Here is a 17610-nt window from a genome sequence, read left to right as displayed (position 1 = left end):
CGATTCCGCCTCCGGGCACCACTTCAACTTCCAGTGAAGTAAAGCCCAGCCAAATAACTCATATCAAATCCAACAAAATCAACCTTATTACCTATCTCAACGTCTAGTTTCGTCTGTTACAATCAAGATGCAGCGAAGGGCATAATTCGGGGCACTTACCGTTCGATTATGAGAATGCCCTTAACAATGAAACTTAATGCACGACAAATCGAAACTGCAAAACCCAAAGAAAAAACCTACAAACTTGCCGATGGTGGCGGTCTCTATTTAGAAGTTTCGTCACGTGGCTCAAAATATTGGCGCATGAAATATTACCGTCCGACCGATAAAAAAGGAGACAGTCTGGCGTTCAGTTCCTATCCGGTCGTGTTTTTAGCTGATGCGCGTACCCAAATGTGAGGAAACCAAAAAGCTGATGGCACAAGGCATTGATTCCAAAACCGAGAAAAAATGCACTGCCACCCCATCGAAAATCACACATACATTTGAACAGGTCGCCCGTGAATAGCATGCCAGCAACAAACGCTGGAACGACAGCCACCGCCAAGCCGTATTGCAGCCTTGAGCAATATATCTTTCCGTTGATTGACAAGCTCAACATTACCACTCTAATAACCAGCCAGTATTTAGCACCTATCAAAACAATTGATGGTGCGGGTAAACACAACATCGCCCAGCGATTATAACAACGATTCAAAACAAAGTTACCGCTGCCAGTGGATTTGACAAGATTTGATGCCCAATTGGATTACGTGATTAAAGGCGTTATCCTGGCACATTCCCTGTGCAGCATTTACGGCACGAGCGGATCATATAAGGATTTTCTGGCTGGAACATGGAATGTCATATTGTTACGGATAAGTCATGGTGGGCAGATAAACAGGTTGCTAAGGATTCCGTGCTGTACGTTGTTGGTGAGGGTGGCATTGGTGTGCCACGGCTCATCAAAGCATGGGAAATCGTCAATGGTCAAGCTGTTGAAAATATGTATCTGATCAATACGCTAGTCTTTCCGGCCTCGCCAGCCGAATGATTGCTGCCCAGCAGGTTGAACCTGAAACGAGTCAGCCTGTCCGCCTGATTATTCTGGATACCCTTGCCCGCTGTTTCGGCGGGGTTGATGAAAATGATTCCAAAGATATGGGCGCTTTCGTCCGGGGTTGTGACGAACTGAAAGCCAAAACAGGAGCCAGCGTTCTGGTTGTTCATCATTCCGGCAAAGACGAAAGCAAAGGAGCAAGGGGTTCCAGTGCGTTTCGTGCTGCGCTGGATGTTGAATACCGGATTAACCTGTAGGGGGAAAAAGGCAGTACACTGGTTATCACCTGCACCAAAATGAAAGATGCCGAAGAGCCGGAAACCCAAGCCTATGACTTGCGCGTGGTTGAACTTTTTACCGATAAAGACGGGGGAGGATATTACGCCACTGGCTCTCATTGACAGGCCGCGCGATCCAGTTGAAGAGGAAGAAATCGGACTCATTGCCAATAAAATCGATAACCACACGGCATTGTGGCAGTGCATACGTTCACGCACGGCCCTGAAAGAACCCTGTTCCATTGCCCTTGTGCGTGATGATTTAAAGGCGATGGGAGTGAATGTAAAGAATTTCAGCCGTTGGTTAACCAAGCTAGAGCATGACGGGCTGGTTACCCGGAACGGGCAGGAACTCACCTTATTAACCAGAACAATGAAGATTAAAAAGTGAGTCAGAAAGTGAGGTAATGGATTTGCCCCTCACCGTACTACTCATTTTTCTCACATATATACGAAAAAAGTAAGGAATACAAAATACATTGATTTTTAAGGATAAATAAATCTCAGTTCCTCACCTATTTTTACAGAGAGGAAAATAAAAAGCGAGTAGAAAAATGAAGAGCAGGTGAGGCGTTAACATTTTTCTGGTAGGTATTTTTCAGATTACCGTGTTACCGGGTAACCCGAAAAAGACAAGCACAGCTCGTCAGTGCACAGCTAACGTACGACTATAATCAATATATCATTATCTGAATTATTTTAGTTTCAACAAGTTACCATACATTAGAATTTATCCAGCCCTGACAAGATAAACATTCATATATATAGTGAATAATTCCAAATTAATTTCATATAAAATACAAATAAATTGTTGCATTAATGTTATTTTTCTGTGATCGAAATTGCATAATGATAAATTATCAATAGAAAATAAGCAGAAGAAGAGATAATTTTAATTGCCGGCTAAAAATAAATTTGAATAAACAAACTAACTATATCAGGAGTAATATAATGAAATTATTAAAAAGCAAACCTAAAGCAAAACCTGTTGATTTTTCAGTAATGTATAACGAACCTCATTAATACACTCAAATTACCTTCAACAAAAATGTGGCCCGATCTGGGCCACTTTCTAAAGTTAAAAGGGAAAAAAAATGAATCTTAAAGAAATTGCCTTATTTATTCCATTAGAGTTTTATTTAATAAGATCAAACATATTAAGATATATATCTAAAAACGACATGTCAACTCATGAAATAAAATTCCTATTTCCTTTTGAATTAATCAATAAAGATAATCTTTCTCTTACAGATAGAATAGACCCAGAAGATCAAATTAGATTTTCTCTAAGTAAAAGATCAATGAGAGCAATAGCAAAGATAGCAAAAAAAATATCAGAAAAAAAAATAAAAGAAGTATTGCTTTTTGGTGAATTAAGCCAATCAAAAATGCTACGTTTTTTGTGTGATTCACTTACTAGAATGGGGGTAAAAATAACATTAGAAGAATATAAAAAAGAATATTTAGATGAATTAACCAAAGATGAAATAAATCTAATAATAGAAATATTAAAAAAAGAAAATGGTGATAGTGAGTATATACATTCCTCAATAAAAAAAATTATAAACTCCGGTGATATATTTACTTCTGAAAAAATAATCAATCACTGTATTAACAATTTTAATAACTACGAAAGCACATATGCTAATTTGATAGGTGTAATAAAAAATTGCTTGATGAAGCCAATAGAAGCTGAGTATTATTATAATATTAGTAAACTAGGAGGGGAATCTATTGCTATAATCAAAGCTAACTACCCTTTATCCATGCTTTATTTACGCTATCATAATATAAGAAAACAAAGTTTAACCATAGGGAAAAATTATCTTAATGAAGCCTTTGAAATAATAATCTCTGGTGGCATCGAATCTTTCGACAATGACGAAAAAACGTTTCATAAAGTATTCAACAGAAATGGCTATGGGTTGATTTTATTTCGAGAAAGGAAAGTTCATGAAGCAATTGAGTTATTAGAATGGTGCATAGCTGAACTAGGGAATAAAGGAGGGAAATATCATATGCATAAATCTGTAATCATTTATAATTTATGCCAGTGCTATAAAAAATTAGGATTTATTGATAAAGCAATTGAAAAGTATCATGAGCTATTAAAAATTGATTATTCATTTCCAGAGTATCACTTAGAACTTTCTTTATGCTATAAAGAAAAACATGACAAAAAAAAATTCAAGGAATCGGTATTAGAATCGTTGAAAGTTGATCCATATTATAGTGATGGGCATTATCAATATAGTTTAATTTTATTAAGTGAAAATGATATTTTCAATGCTGAAAACCATGCCAAGATCGCTTGGGAACTTTCAGGTGATGATATTTCCTCTTATAACTATGCATATATTTTATCAATACAAGATAAATATGATAAATTATCAATTTTGAATCCAAGTTATGATAGCCATATTTTATCCTCCTGGTTTATATTGCAAGCCGAGTCCGCAGGCCAAAGTTCTATTGAAAAAGCCATTAGCCATCTAGAATATGGAGCTAATATTTGTAGAAATGACAAAAATATATTATCCAACATTAATTACCTAAGGCGATTATCTAATGTTTAAGAAAATATTAATTATTAATATGTTATTTTACCTCCCTATGTGGATGTCTAAAATATTACATCCTATTTATTGGGAATCCTCTGGGCATATTGATTTATTCTCTTATTCATACATAGCTATGGCAATAGTAGGAACATTAACATTCTCATATACTCCTTTAATACGAAAATTCGGTCTCTACCATTGCCTAATCATTGGTTTTATTTTCTATGCTGTAGGTTTATCCCTTAGAGGATTTCCTATTAATCTTAGTATATCATTAATTTCTGGTATCAGTGCAGGTATTGGAGCTAATATTATTACATTATGTTCACAAGGGTTTATACTTGAAGCAGAAAAAAATGAGAGAAAAAAATTAATTTTGCATTCAGGTAACATTTTATCTATATCACAAGGTGTCGGCATTTTTTTATCTGGAATATTAGTTTTTTTTATTTCGTTTTTCTCAGAGAATAGCTATCAAATCTCTTTAATAATAATCGCTCTTATTACCTTAGCTGGAGTTTTTTTTGTCCCAACACATATAAAAAAAGAAGATCCTGAAATTGGTAAGTCTGAAAATAACAATTGCTCTATAACTTATTATTCATTTGTATTTGTTAATAAAAAATCAATTTTATATTGTTTTATATCAATGTGTTTACTTGGAGTAGTATGGTCTATAATTATACCAACTTTTCCTATCTTTCTAAAAAATGCAAAACTACCTCCTGAAATGATAGGACTAACCCTATCACTAGGTGTTTTTTTAGGTATTTTAGTAAAAAATGCATATGCATCACTCACTAAAAATAACGCATATCATCCTATGTTAATATCATTATCAACTAGTGTTTCTATATATTTATTTTATATCTCATTGAAAATTGGCAGCATATATTTAATATTTTCATCTTTTATTTTATTTTCTATTTTTAGAACATTAAATTCATTTATTATAGATATACTTAAGTTTTCAATGACAAGAAAGGAGCCAACAATTTTACTGCTTGGGTTAATTCAAACTTTTTTCCTTTTAGGGGATGTTTTGGGTGGTATTTTTATGCCATTTATTTATCAAAATAACATATTACTAGACTATCCATTTATATTTCCATTGTTAATCTCATCAGGAATGTTTTTTTTCTTGATAGCAAAGAAAGAATTTAATAAGGCCACATAACACTATGAATACAGAATTAATTTATAGACTAGCACCATCAAAAATGAATTTTGGCAGTTTATTATTGCATAATAGTAGTGGGTTTCTTTTTGAGTATGATATAAAAAAAATGGAGCTACAAAGAAAAGAATTTGATGTTTATTTCAGTTGTGGATTATTTTCAATAATTCAATTTAAAAAAAGCACAACTCTAGAAACAATCATAAGTTTCGAAAATGGAGATAGTGTTTGTGTTAACTCTCTATTTCATCTATCATCATATTCTATTTTTTATAGAATGGAAAATTTATTTATAAAGCTATACGATGAAAATAGCTCCCATATTTTATTAAACAAAAATGAAATGAATGACTATTTAAATCTTTCAGAAGAGATTTGTTATCTTGAGGAAAGTAAAATAGAAAGTTATAATTTATGGTGTGTTTATTTAAACAAAAAAAAGATAGTTATTCATGACAGAATAATTGAATTTGATGATATAGTTTATATTTCAAGTAATGGAATTATATTTTCAAAAGAAGAAGAAAACTATAATGACATGTTTTTTTTGCCCTTTAATGAAGGTAAAATATATTATTTGTATTTTGGTAGAGGAACCTTAATCAATGCACACATGGACAGCAAAAGCAAAAAAATAATTTTGGTGACTGGAATCAATGGAGAACATGAAGTATACGAAAGCTTTCCGCCATATAGAAATTGGAATGCCGTGAAAATAAACGGCAAAAAAAAGTTTGGAACAGTCACCCCTATTACTATGAATGGCAAGTCTGCTTTATTTATCACGGGAGCCCTAGAAGGTATATTTCTTTATTTAATGGAAGAAAATGAAATCATTGAAATAATAAAACCAAAAGTTAACTTAATTAGATCCTATGACGAAGGAAGCCATATTAAGGTCACATCGTTACTTTCAAATAAAAACAGCAAATTAGATGTTTTATTTTTTCATGGTGGTCCTGAATCTAGCGAATGGGATAATCCAAGATTTCCTATGATAATAAATAGATTATCTAATATTGGCATTGATTTTCATATAATAAATTATGCTGGTTCTAAAGGATATGGTAAAAAATATAGAACTTTAGTTGATAAAAAAATATTAACAGGAACTGTTACACCAATAATAAATTGGATCAATGAAAATCTTACAAACAAGAGACTTATTCTTATTGGTGGCAGTTTTGGAGCTACATTAGCTATTGAGATTTATATAAATAAAAATAAAATCCATTCCGATATTGATATTATTTGTATAACAAATCCTTTAGTTGACTTAAACCAACACATTAATAAATCCAGAAAAAATGGTTATGACATTACTTTCTTTAAAAGAAAATTTTCTGACCAAGACATAGAATCTATAAACATAGATAGGTATAAAAAAGAAATATTAAAATCTGATACAAAATTTATTTTTTTAGTAGGAAGACATGATGAAGTTATCACACCAAGACCTATTATTCGTTTAATTAAATCACTTAAGAATAACAATGTTATTATCAAACTAAAAGCTGATGATGGTAGGCATGCTGACCTCATGTCGTCCATAAATAGAGAAAAATACATTGTTGACTTTATATTAGGGGCTATTGGCGTTTTATAAAAAACATGAACCACATGATTAATATATGTCATTATATTTATAAAAAGCACTTAAGGAATAAAGCTATTAAAGTATAACTTCATATTTTCAATATAACAATTATCAATATTTATTCAGTGAATGATTTTTACTTAAACTGAAAAAATAACAACCATTAACCAATACGTTATTGTAGTGGTGACAAAATATGATTTAGCAAATCACTGAGCTTTTTTATTGCTACACTTAAGATAATTCTATATTTTAAATTTCTTTTGTCGTCATTACCGATACGTTCAATCATCTAAAAGGAATCACTTCGAATGAAGACCTCACTATTCCGCACATATTATTTAACTGAGCAGCCCTATAAGGATTGGCCTTAAAGCCACTTAGGTTATGCTTTGGGAGTAATATGCAATTGACATTGTGTAGTCTTCGGGGTGTTGATCAGGGCGTGGTATAAAACATCCAAAACATCGGGCATCATCGGCTTTTTGTTGAACATTGTATCGAATTTAACTACTTCTAGCTGATACCTTACAATCGAAAAAGCCGAATTTAAGTCTATGCAATGCTGAAACCACTATCCTTAACAAAGCAAAGGATTAAGGCTATTGCAGATTTCGGAGATCTTCCTGTATGAGTTCTAAGTGATGAAGAGCATCACCCGTTAAAGAGCTCAAAGGGAAAGGCAGGCAAGGAGATTTAGCATAGTTGAATAATTCTGCTATTGAAGCTGTTACCCGTATGCTGCCATAAGCCCGGAATAGCTGCCATAGTGGTTCCAGTGCCCCGGAAAGCATTTCGGCTCGTTTTATGTCCCCACTTTGCACAGCATTAACGATATCCAAGGCTGTTCTTGGAAAGAGCCCGCCAAAAGTCGAGTACCATACATGGCATCCGGCAGATAACCCAGTCGCTGCCCGCCAGTCACCACCAATGCCGATTGAAATATTTACGGGGAGTCGTTGGCGCAGAAGGGAAACTCGCTCTGTAGCCGTAGGAATATCTTCTGGGAGTCGGGTCAATTTTATCGAACCAATAGACGGCAAGTTAGCAACTTCTATTAGCAATTCATCGCTAAATTGAAACCCAGTTGTCGCAGGATTATCATATAAACATAATGGCACTGAGAGATATTTGCTGACATTCTCATAGAGCGCATAAACTTCTTCATCGGTTGGCTTTTGATAAGACACGGGAGCCAACATGACTGCACTGACTCCGGCATTTTGGGCATCTTCTGTAACCTGCAACACATCTTCATAACGAATGGCGCCAATACCGACCATAACAGGAATTCCATCCGCATTTTCTACCGCAAGCCTTGCTGCCCGAGCTCGTTGCTCTATCGTCAAATAGGCATAACTGCCTGTAGATCCCAACGCGCCGATGGAATTTACCCCTGCCGTAGCAAGATTCGTTATCAAAGAAATAAACGCTTTTTCGTCAATTTCCCCTTGAACCAGAGGCGTTAACGGAAATGCTGAAAGCCCTTCAAACATACTCGATTTCATCTGTTTATTTATCCTCTTTTTGGCCAAATATGCCCACAGATATTTCCTGTGGTATATAACCAGCCGATGTAAGCTGACATAGTCGATCTCGGAGTTTTTTCAGTTTTATAAGGGAGAGGAGGTTAAGAGAAATGTCTCAATTTTATCGCGAGACCTCGCATCTGCCGTTCAACAGATTAGCCTCATATTAATCCCTGGCTAATTATTTATTTTTTACAGATAAATTGCGATACCCCAAACAAATTAAACTATATAATAAAAATATTGAAATAACATTCATCAGTTAATGCTAATAAGTAGATATGAAAGCATGTTTTATTTTTGTTGTGATTGCCTTATCTGGAATAAAATTCTTTTAGGATAGATTCTTAGTAAGAAATGATTTTAGTGAAGCTCAATATTATTTTATAGGCTTGCATTAAATCTGATTTTTCCTGTTCTCTGCTATAGTTGCGGATTGCCGCTTCGTTTAGCCCCACAGTACGTCATGATAATGGCTTTTGCCTTTAGCAATAAAATTGCCTTATATTACGGAGCCAGAAATCCCCCTGGCTCCGTATATTTTCTCAGATAGTTAAACCTTCAACTATCAGAAACGCCAGATAAATCCAGCATTTATACTGTTATCTTGATGATTTTTGGACAGCACGCCGCTATAACCAAAAGTGACTGAAACATTGTCATTTGCTTTCACTTCTGCATTGGCTTTCAACACGACTCCGTCACGGGAAATAGGCACGCTACGGGTTAAAAACGTCGTGTTGCTGCCACGGAATGACAGGCCAGTTGCTCGCTCACGATCACCGTATTGATGCTGCCAGCCTAGCTCTCCATTCAGGGCAACCAAAGCGCCTGATGGCATTTGCCAATTATGGTTAGCACGTAATCCTAATGTAGAGAGTGTCGCTTCAGTATGTTGGCGGTCACCGTGAAGTGCAGCCGCAGCCCCCTTCTCATTGATGCCTTCACTTTGGAAATTAACGTAGGCCAAATTGGCGAATGGCTCCAAATTTGCCGCGCCAACCGGCAAGTGGTAAGCAAGTTCCGCAGATATTTGTGCTGTTCTCCCGTCATAATTCGCATTTTCATCGTCATACTGGTTGCCATAGCTGATCAGGCGTTTGGTATCAATCTGATGCCAAGTGAATCCGCCGTTGGTACGCAATGCAAAGTCACCAAACTGGCGATCACCATAAAGAGCAAGATGATAGTTATTGCTGTCAGCGGTAGAGCGATTACCACCGTCGAGGGAAGTACGGGTGTAACCTGTCGCAACCCCAAGACGGCTGTAATCATCAATAAGCGTGTCAATGCCAAGGAGTACACCGTAGTTATTGGCCTGATAACCACTCGCATTTTCTGTACCCGATGCATGCTCCCAAGCACTGAGCAGGCGAACCCATGCACCGTTATTATCGCCGTGGATATCCGATGACAATGAGCGGCCTTCGGCCTGACTTAAACGAGAGTTTAAAGTGTCACGCAAGTAACGGCTGTTGTTGACAAGCAAAGACGCGACGTCAGCGTGGATTTGTCCATCAAGCTGGCAGTATACATTACGTGCCTGCTCCGCAGAATGACTGGTCAGAATACTTTCGTAAACTGAATTGCCGAAACCAAGAGAATCAGCAGCAGCGGCTAATTCACGTTCATTTTGTGTCTTGGCAACATCCACGAAAGCAGTGTCATTACGTTCAACATGGAGGTTTACTTCGCTTGGCTGGTAAGACAATGTCGTATCAACAAAGAGGGAATTAGTGCTGGTCGGTTGCTCAAAATACCCGCTTATACCCTGCCTTGCATTCAGAATACGGTATGGATGCTTCAGGAAGCCACTCACTTTATTGTGGGAAAGTAAGTTGCCGGTATTTTCAAGAGATACGGAAACTGTTGCACCATTCAGTTGCGCATTCTTTTCAACCTGAATGTTGTCGCCGCGCCCATCACCAGAGATTTCAACTGCATAATGAGAACCCGGTTCAAAAATCATTTTGTCAGCAACTTTCAACGTACCAATGGCATCACCCGGAGCCACAATACCGCCACGCTGTACAGTAACTTCGCCGACCGAACCCGCCCCGCCAAGCGCTCCATTTTCCATGACCAAAACGGTGGAAGAAATACTGCCGTTGACATTCAGCAACCCTTGTTTGACCAACGTTGGGCCTGAATAGGTATTCGCACCGCTGAGGCTCAACGCACCCCGACCCTGTTTCGTTAACCCGCCATGACCACTAATGTCATTGCTCCAGATATCCGACTCGCACTGATCCCCTTCACAAACACGTTCAGTCGGCTGGCCCTTGTCCAGTATGGCACCAACCCCCGGAATATCAGCAATAAACTGCCCATTGCCGTAAGCGACGCCGTCAGGATCTGGGATACGGAATTTCTCCGGAATATCTTCTGCGGTATAGAACATGCCCGGGCCATTTATTGCTTTACCGAGGTTAATCAACCCCCAACCGTAAAGCTCATCAATCCCTTTTTCACCCATATCCGTCGCAGTGGTGCGAAGAACAGAAGCTACTTGGGCACCCGTCATGTACGGGAAACGCTCCATCAATACCGCAATGCTACCGGCAGCATGTGGTGCAGCCATGGAAGTGCCGCTCCATTTTGCGTAACCATTTTTAATGTCATCAAGTTGGCCTTTGATCATTGAGCTATAAATTTGGCTGCCGGGAGCACTGACACAAAAGCTGGCGGTATATCCACAACGGGAAGAGAAACTACTGATAGTGTAAGGTTCGCTGTTAGCGCTATTTGGATCTTGTTGCAAACTAGCAACCGTCAGCCAGTTAGGGGCGATATCTGGCACAAACCAAGCCAGACCCGCGATAGCATCTGGCTCAGTGAAATTTTTACTATTGCCAGCGGCAAAAATTGTCACAATACCGCTTCTCGCGGCATCAATTGCCCCCTGATAAGCACCGCCGGGTTTTGTCCCTAAAATCGGTTTTATTTCATCAAACTGCTTCTGTGCTTCAACTAAGGTAAAGTGAGCTGCGTTTGGATCGCTTCCTCCATCCTCAAGCTTCTTAGGAACACCAATTCCCCAACTGTTATTAATGATGCGTACTCCGCTGTTTCTCAAAGCATCCCATCCAGCTTGGTAAACACCGCCATCATTACCTAAGATTTTTCCATCTTCAGGGCCGGGATCGCCGTTATCCGCGCCGATAATTTGAGCATCATAGGCCACACCGTGCATTTCTTTGCCATCCCGATTAGCCGCGGCGATGCCCGCAACATGAACACCGTGTGCGCCTACTTTCCCATCACCTTCCAGCTTTGGCCCATCACCGTATTTGAATTTAGTACCTTTGTTTACTTTAAGATACGGGTCGGTATATTCACGTATTCCTTCAGTAATTAAGTTAGTGACTTTGCCTTTTCCCATTAGCTCAGGATGCTTGACATAAACGTACTGATCAAGTATTCCCAGCTTGATCCCTTTACCGGTATAGCCTCGGGCATAGGCTTCATCAGCCCGGATAGCGCCAAGTCCCCATTCATTCTGGAATTCTTGGGTTCGCCAACTAGCGGGATTACCCAACCGTCCTGTTTCGACATAGTTCTTTAAGTTGTTGTTTTCTGCATAGGCGCCGGCACTGGCGGCAGCCAGACAACAGGCTATGGCGTAACAAAGGATACGCGGTTGAGTTTTGACTGACAGGCCAGCAGCAGCCAGAGAACTCTGGGGTATTCTGTCTTGTTTCTTCATCTCGATAACCATCCACGGTTGTTGGTTTGCAACAATACAAATTTCTCTGTTTTTTTAATGTATAAGCGAGGTTGAACCATCAAGGTGATGGCTCATTGAGTAATAAGGACAGATTGGAAGGAAATGCTGATTGCTAAATTTCCATCGAAAAGAAAGCTGAATCAAAACCATCCCTTTTACCATTTAAATACACCACAAAATGACACATTTAGTTAACATTTATTGTTATAAATTTTAAATATTGTGAAACAGGCAATGTTTTATCTAGTAAAAAGTAATATTTCATTTAGGAAATAGTGTCGTGGTTTTTATGTTTCGACGTAATGGCATGATATGGATGGGAATGAGTTGCATTGTTAATAATGTCAACAAAGAGGCTGTTTAAGATCCATGGTGTATATGTATTTCATAGCTGTCACATTGTTGATCTATAATATTATCCCTTTTGTAATAAATTCAAAAAACACTATGGAACGTTTTCTAGAAAATCTTATGTATTCCTCTCGCTGGCTATTGGCACCTGTGTATTTCGGCCTATCGTTGACGCTACTCGCTCTTACGATTAAGTTCTTTCAGGAAATTCTGCATGTCCTGCCTCAGATTTTTTCCGTTAACGAAGCTAATCTGATCCTGACGCTTCTTTCACTGATTGATATGGCTTTGGTCGGTGGATTGCTGGTAATGGTGATGTTCTCTGGATATGAAAACTTTGTTTCAAGTCTGGATATCCATGAACATAAAGAGAAGCTAAGCTGGCTGGGGAAAATGGATGCCACATCACTTAAGAATAAAGTTGCGGCTTCTATTGTTGCTATTTCCTCTATTCACTTGTTGCGCATTTTTATGGAAACCCAAACTATACCGGACAATAAATTGATGTGGTATGTCATTATTCACCTCACCTTCGTTTTGTCCGCATTTGTGATGGGATATCTTGATAGGATTACGCGTAATAGCCATTAAGCAAGCTGCTTAACCCAGTGCCAGTTATATTCCCTATCGGCTGGCATTATGGGTTTTTCCGCTTAAGTGATGAGTTATCCATTGTCTCTTTCATCAAGTTATCAATAAATTTATCCACTACCATTTCTACAATTTCACTTCTGGTTGTCTCAAGCCGATTGGACAAGCCATCAATTTTCCTGATAACGGACATTCTCAGGGAGAGAGAAATGGATTTTTTCTTTTCTTTATCAAGAAAAACATGACTGGCGGTCTCTTCTGATCCAAGGCTGAGGTGCTGGGCGAGCAATTCTTCGATTCTTTTGACATCCTTCCTGGTCAGCAGCCCTTTCTCGACCAACTGATAAGTATTCCCTATTTTGCTAAACCGAATATCAGCGCAGTACAAATCTCTTAATTCCCGCAGTGCACGTGTTAACGTCGGCTCAGAGCAATTGAGCTCTTGAACGATTTTAACCTTGCTGACGGGTTTGCCATGTGAAAGTAATAAAGTTAATTTAAAATTTCTAAATTGTTTGGGACTGAGCAACATTTTTTATTACCAAGTGAGAGGCAATCAGATCGATTGCCCCTACCATTAACTACGAAAATGATTTCAGCATAGCTTCAATCGCAGCTAAATCAACATCAAAACAGATTAAAAACCCCATCGCTCTCACTCTATTGCCAAAAAGTGAAAAATCTTCAGGATATGCAAGGTGCCGGATATTCCAATTCCGGATCTAAATTTCATGCTGCTTCTGGCTCAATGCCTGAATGTTTTGCACGTTCAAGGATATTTTTCGCCCAACGTTGATGGGTAGCTGGTTCACACATGGCTCCCAGTGACTTGAACACCGCGTGTTGTGTATTGAGAATATTCAACGCATCAGCATAATCGTGGGCACTTACCATAAGCGCTCTCTGGATATACCCGATTTGCTTCGGGTGTATGGCTGTTTTTCCCACTAAGCCGTGGGCAATATCCAATGTCAGCTCTTTTTCCAAGAGATTCAAATCATCAATATGCTCGCAAACCGGGGCAGTCAGGGCAAAATCTCTCGCTGCAAAGATCGCAACCAGCATTTTAATGACATACCCCATTGGCCCATCGTAAAGCGTGAAGGTTCGAGTACGCCGCAGGGACATCACACTCATGAGGTCGTTGCCACCGATACGAAGGGCGATAACCCGCTCGTTACAAGGATGCGATTTGAGTGTGTCAGCGAGTTGATTCATTTTCTGGGCATCAAAAACGTCTTCTGTTTCCAATGTTGGCATGACATAAAGATGGGTTGGGCCAATAATTTCCCACCAACCAGACAATGAGGTCTGAGTAAATTTAGGCAAAACCAATCCATCAATAACATTAAGATTCATATTGGCGACCAAGTAGCGTCCCATGCTTTCGTTGCGTGGTCGAATAAAAATCAATGGCTTGTTGAAAGCAGAATGTTTGCCGATTTCCGTCAGTATTTGCAGGGTATTACTGAGATTGTCGATGGCCGAGGGAATATCTTGCTCATTAACGGCATCTTCCAGACAAATAACCAGAGAGCGCAAGCCGGGAATTTTATTTCCCAACACAATATCTGCAATGTCTTGCCGGGTTGCAGGCATATACAGGGTTGCACCAAGTTGATATGGGGAAGGAATCGAGTTCATCACACTACCTTCTTGATGATAGTCACGGCACGATATTGACCAATCAGATCACCGACTTCCGTGATCACAACATTTTTCTGGCGAGCTAAATAGACTAGCAGTGCAACATCAGGATCCCCCTGAGAACGCACCAGTACATGATCTGGCACACGCCGCAATACCGCGCGGGTTGCCTCCGCAATTCCCGGTTTAATCCGGTTGTTATTGTCAATTCGGTATTTTTCGGCAAGATTGGAAATGACGGTTTTGCTCAGTTGCAATAGCGATTGTTTTTCTTCCGGCCGCCAAATGGCTTCCGGTACTGCATCCAGCGTCAGGCGATCACGACAGCCGGCAACCGTATCCACCAGCAAGCGGCTACATTCATAGGCCACCAAATGATCACATTGCACGCAACCATGCAGGCCACTTTCCTGCCAGATTGAACGTGATATCAAACCGGATACCGGTGCGCCCATAATGCCAAAAGGGATCAGCCAGTCATCATCACTGGCGGCCAGCCATGAGCAACCACAAGGATCGGCCAGTACCACCAAACGCGGGATGCCGGAATAACCGGCTCTCCCGGCCAGAGAACGAGATAACTCCGCCGTAATTGCCCCTTTGCCTGTCCAACCATCGACAAATACCAGCCCATCAGTGCCATGTTGTTGTTCAATATATGACAGGGCAGCATTATCAATACCGCGGTCACGAATGATACTGATACCGTAATGATAAGAAGTCTTGCCCATTTTCCGCAATGTCTGGTGCAGCATCACCCCCAAAGGAACACCCGCCCTGACCAGACTGACTAACACAATCGGTGTATCACCAAAACGCGATGCCAGTGCCTTGGCAAGCATGACCACTTCTGTCGCCAACCTGACCGCACCTTGCTCAAGCGATTTTTTAAACAATTCAAGATGATAAGATGTCGGTTCCGGCTCCTGACTCAACATATCTGAATAGTGGCGGCTACCGGACTGGAGCAACTGCTCTTTAACATCAACTGGCGTCATTTCAATTTGCACAGGCTTTAGCAGAAATTGGACATCATCAGCAGCATAACTTCCAGAGAAAGGCGGGTAGCTATTCATTGTTTACAGCTCCAAATAAAGCGGTCATTAAAGTGTCAGCAAACTGGCTTTGTTGGGGCATCCCGAACCAATCGCACAGTTGCATAAAACGGTGATCACTCAAACTATCTCCCAGACCAATGACGGGAAAAACACCTCGTTCCGCACGCAGCCTGTGCAAAAGGTGGCGAACGGCCAGCCCCTTATCAACGCACTTTGGCAGCAAGGTAAGGTTATTGTTGTTTTTATGGATATAAAAATTTTGGTGAATGCCAGAATCTTGATGCAGACTCGTTTTTTGCATCAAGGCGTCAGCCAACGCATTAAGCTCATGCGAACTGTCACAATCCCGGTGCTTGATAATCAAAAAAACAGGAATATCCCCATACTCATAATCAAGACGTGCCCAAGCATTGATGCCGAGTTCTGCAATTAACTGGCGACTCAAGCATTCAAATTCCCGTAATTGATTCCGGTATGACGTCAATTCACTCAGCATATGAGATTGCCAAACTTCATCAATCTCCCCTTCCGGAGTCAGCAACACCGCGCCATGCGAAGCAATGCGCCAAAAACTGAAAGGCATTTGTACCCGACTGAGTTGTTCCGTGTTTCTGGCAGTCACAGGAATAACTTCCGCATGAGCCAGCAGCCAATCAACCAGCATGGATTGTTCTGCGGTCATATAACTGTGGGGAGATAATTGCCGATCCACCGCTCCGACACGAAAAGACGAAATATCCGATATCTCTGCCATCTTGCGGCGCGATTGGAACAAGGTATCATCCAAATCAGTCAAAAAAACGGGCTTAACCATAGGCCACAATCTCGACAGACGGAGAAACACGGGAAAGCTGCTCCATTAATGCCGGATCAGCAGACATGCCCGGAGTTTCAAGGCAGAGCAATATGCGGTCAAATTTCTGGTGCGCAACGTTGTAGAGAAAATTCGGGATACCGAGCCCGTAATTATCGGTAAAAGCCATTACTGACTGAATGGCATGACCACACGAAATGGGAGAGCGAGTTGTAGAACCGAATTTCACTGATGCCCCTTCACGTTCAAGCCGTTCCGCGAGTAAAAATGGCTGCCAGACAAATTCGCTGGAGCCGAGCACCAGTATTTTCTCCCCTGCTTTGGCATGAATGTCAGTACCGATATCACATTCGATTGCATCCAGCCCCAGGCGGCCCCAATTCTGGCGGCCAATAATACTTACTTCCCCGCGAGCCGTAACATTGACATCAGGCATCATCGGAGCAAGGGAAGAGACATCGGCTTCCCACTGCCAGTTTCCTTCAACCAGAGAAACAGCAGAAACCGGTAACGGGCTGCGTTTGATAACTGAATCACCGCTCCAATCGGTTAATGTTACTGTGACGATCTTTTCAATATACTTAAGACCTGAATGGCGCAACGCTTCCAGCAGATTGAGGAAAGTATTTCCGGTTGTGGCTTCATCATCGATCAATACCAGAGTACGGGCTTCCATCACGCGTTGGCGCAACGACGCTTCTGCCGGCCAATAAATGAGGTGATCTGTTGCATGACTGTGGTTTTCCTTAAATTCACACAATAAATCACCGTCAACGGGATGGCGGGTGGAAGTCAAAAATACCGGGGCATCCACCTTGCCTTTTGTTTCCTGAAATACGCCGGCCGCCAGCCCGACTGCCGTTTCTGCCATGCCGATGTACAAAACAGGGCCAGAAAGATTCGCCGGAAAGCGCTCGGATAATTGCCGATAAACCGCACGCATAGTCGCTGGACTGACAGGAATGTGCCTGCCCAATACTTTACTGACAAATAAAAATGCTCTTTTGGGATTACGTCGTTCAGCCACATCAAACAGCGTTTCCAGAGATGCATTGCCGCGGGATGCCTTTACTGTCAGAGTCCCGCAACTCAATTTTTTTTGATAAACCAGAGGTTGATAAGCCTGCTTTAGAGAAACATCGGTGTCATTCAATGCTGTCATGATGAAGCCTTTGAGGAAAATTTAAGTTGATTTGGTATGCCTGATAAAACCAGTGACCATTTTTCCATAAAACAAATTT

At 40.2% G+C, this 17610-nt stretch carries 11 protein-coding genes and 2 pseudogenes; 6 read left to right on the top strand and 7 right to left on the bottom strand.

What is annotated here, in order from left to right:
• Positions 1 to 186: 186 nt before the first annotated feature.
• The 5 genes and pseudogenes from FE392_RS22125 to FE392_RS06535 all read left to right on the top strand — a co-directional run.
• Positions 187 to 683, top strand: a pseudogene (locus FE392_RS22125) (tyrosine-type recombinase/integrase); the annotation flags it as partial.
• A 12-nt stretch (positions 684 to 695) separates the two neighbouring features.
• Positions 696 to 1708, top strand: a pseudogene (locus FE392_RS06550) (helicase RepA family protein); the annotation flags it as partial.
• A 703-nt stretch (positions 1709 to 2411) separates the two neighbouring features.
• Entirely contained in the window at positions 2412 to 3893 is a 1482-nt protein-coding gene (locus tag FE392_RS06545; RefSeq protein WP_319929417.1) for a tetratricopeptide repeat protein, read from the top strand.
• Entirely contained in the window at positions 3886 to 5055 is a 1170-nt protein-coding gene (locus tag FE392_RS06540) for an MFS transporter (RefSeq protein WP_319929416.1), read from the top strand. Before FE392_RS06545 ends, FE392_RS06540 begins: the two co-directional genes overlap by 8 nt.
• A gap of 4 nt (positions 5056 to 5059) precedes the next feature.
• The gene (locus tag FE392_RS06535) at positions 5060 to 6661 is read left to right on the top strand and encodes a prolyl oligopeptidase family serine peptidase (RefSeq protein WP_319929415.1); all 1602 of its coding nucleotides are present in this window, start codon (positions 5060 to 5062) and stop codon (positions 6659 to 6661) included.
• Between the two features lie 593 nt (positions 6662 to 7254).
• Here FE392_RS06535 and FE392_RS06530 read toward each other — a convergent pair.
• Both FE392_RS06530 and FE392_RS06525 read right to left on the bottom strand, forming a co-directional pair.
• Positions 7255 to 8148: a dihydrodipicolinate synthase family protein gene (locus tag FE392_RS06530; RefSeq protein ID WP_319929427.1), complete on the bottom strand. Its 894-nt coding sequence runs from the start codon at positions 8146 to 8148 to the stop codon at positions 7255 to 7257.
• Between the two features lie 601 nt (positions 8149 to 8749).
• On the bottom strand, positions 8750 to 11887 hold the full coding sequence (locus FE392_RS06525; RefSeq protein WP_319929414.1) for an autotransporter domain-containing protein: 3138 nt from the start codon (positions 11885 to 11887) through the stop codon (positions 8750 to 8752).
• 468 nt (positions 11888 to 12355) lie between these two features.
• Here FE392_RS06525 and FE392_RS06520 point away from each other — a divergent pair, with 468 nt between their 5' ends.
• Positions 12356 to 12850 carry a TIGR00645 family protein gene (locus FE392_RS06520; protein ID WP_319929413.1) on the top strand — a complete coding sequence of 165 codons (495 nt, stop codon included), beginning with the start codon at positions 12356 to 12358 and terminating at the stop codon, positions 12848 to 12850.
• A gap of 46 nt (positions 12851 to 12896) precedes the next feature.
• Here FE392_RS06520 and FE392_RS06515 read toward each other — a convergent pair whose 3' ends face one another.
• The 5 genes from FE392_RS06515 to FE392_RS06495 all read right to left on the bottom strand — a co-directional run bounded on the left by FE392_RS06515 (position 12897) and on the right by FE392_RS06495 (position 17531).
• The gene (locus FE392_RS06515) at positions 12897 to 13382 is read right to left on the bottom strand and encodes a tellurium resistance protein TerW (protein ID WP_319929412.1); all 486 of its coding nucleotides are present in this window, start codon (positions 13380 to 13382) and stop codon (positions 12897 to 12899) included.
• A gap of 197 nt (positions 13383 to 13579) precedes the next feature.
• Complete coding sequence (locus tag FE392_RS06510; RefSeq protein ID WP_319929411.1) at positions 13580 to 14494, bottom strand: HpcH/HpaI aldolase/citrate lyase family protein; 915 nt, start codon at positions 14492 to 14494, stop codon at positions 13580 to 13582.
• Entirely contained in the window at positions 14494 to 15573 is a 1080-nt protein-coding gene (locus tag FE392_RS06505) for a cysteine protease StiP family protein (RefSeq protein WP_319929410.1), read from the bottom strand. The genes FE392_RS06510 and FE392_RS06505 overlap by 1 nt, the downstream gene beginning before the upstream one ends.
• On the bottom strand, positions 15566 to 16369 hold the full coding sequence (locus FE392_RS06500; protein WP_319929409.1) for a hypothetical protein: 804 nt from the start codon (positions 16367 to 16369) through the stop codon (positions 15566 to 15568). Before FE392_RS06500 ends, FE392_RS06505 begins: the two co-directional genes overlap by 8 nt.
• On the bottom strand, positions 16362 to 17531 hold the full coding sequence (locus tag FE392_RS06495; protein ID WP_319929408.1) for a phosphoribosyltransferase domain-containing protein: 1170 nt from the start codon (positions 17529 to 17531) through the stop codon (positions 16362 to 16364). Before FE392_RS06495 ends, FE392_RS06500 begins: the two co-directional genes overlap by 8 nt.
• Between the last annotated feature and the right edge of the window lie 79 nt (positions 17532 to 17610).

The sequence above is a fragment of the Xenorhabdus santafensis genome (assembly GCF_033949405.1).
GTDB classification, from domain to species: Bacteria; Pseudomonadota; Gammaproteobacteria; order Enterobacterales; family Enterobacteriaceae; genus Xenorhabdus; species Xenorhabdus santafensis.
This window is presented reverse-complemented; position numbering and strand designations above follow the sequence as displayed.

Coding starts and splice junctions, on each gene's coding strand:
- FE392_RS06510 (WP_319929411.1), bottom strand. CDS start 14,494: ATGAACTCGATTCCTTCCCCATATCAACTTGGTGCAACCCTGTATATG.
- FE392_RS06530 (WP_319929427.1), bottom strand. CDS start 8,148: ATGTTTGAAGGGCTTTCAGCATTTCCGTTAACGCCTCTGGTTCAAGGG.
- FE392_RS06525 (WP_319929414.1), bottom strand. CDS start 11,887: ATGAAGAAACAAGACAGAATACCCCAGAGTTCTCTGGCTGCTGCTGGC.
- FE392_RS06520 (WP_319929413.1), top strand. CDS start 12,356: ATGGAACGTTTTCTAGAAAATCTTATGTATTCCTCTCGCTGGCTATTG.
- FE392_RS06500 (WP_319929409.1), bottom strand. CDS start 16,369: ATGGTTAAGCCCGTTTTTTTGACTGATTTGGATGATACCTTGTTCCAA.
- FE392_RS06535 (WP_319929415.1), top strand. CDS start 5,060: ATGAATACAGAATTAATTTATAGACTAGCACCATCAAAAATGAATTTT.
- FE392_RS06515 (WP_319929412.1), bottom strand. CDS start 13,382: ATGTTGCTCAGTCCCAAACAATTTAGAAATTTTAAATTAACTTTATTA.
- FE392_RS06505 (WP_319929410.1), bottom strand. CDS start 15,573: ATGAATAGCTACCCGCCTTTCTCTGGAAGTTATGCTGCTGATGATGTC.
- FE392_RS06495 (WP_319929408.1), bottom strand. CDS start 17,531: ATGACAGCATTGAATGACACCGATGTTTCTCTAAAGCAGGCTTATCAA.
- FE392_RS06545 (WP_319929417.1), top strand. CDS start 2,412: ATGAATCTTAAAGAAATTGCCTTATTTATTCCATTAGAGTTTTATTTA.
- FE392_RS06540 (WP_319929416.1), top strand. CDS start 3,886: ATGTTTAAGAAAATATTAATTATTAATATGTTATTTTACCTCCCTATG.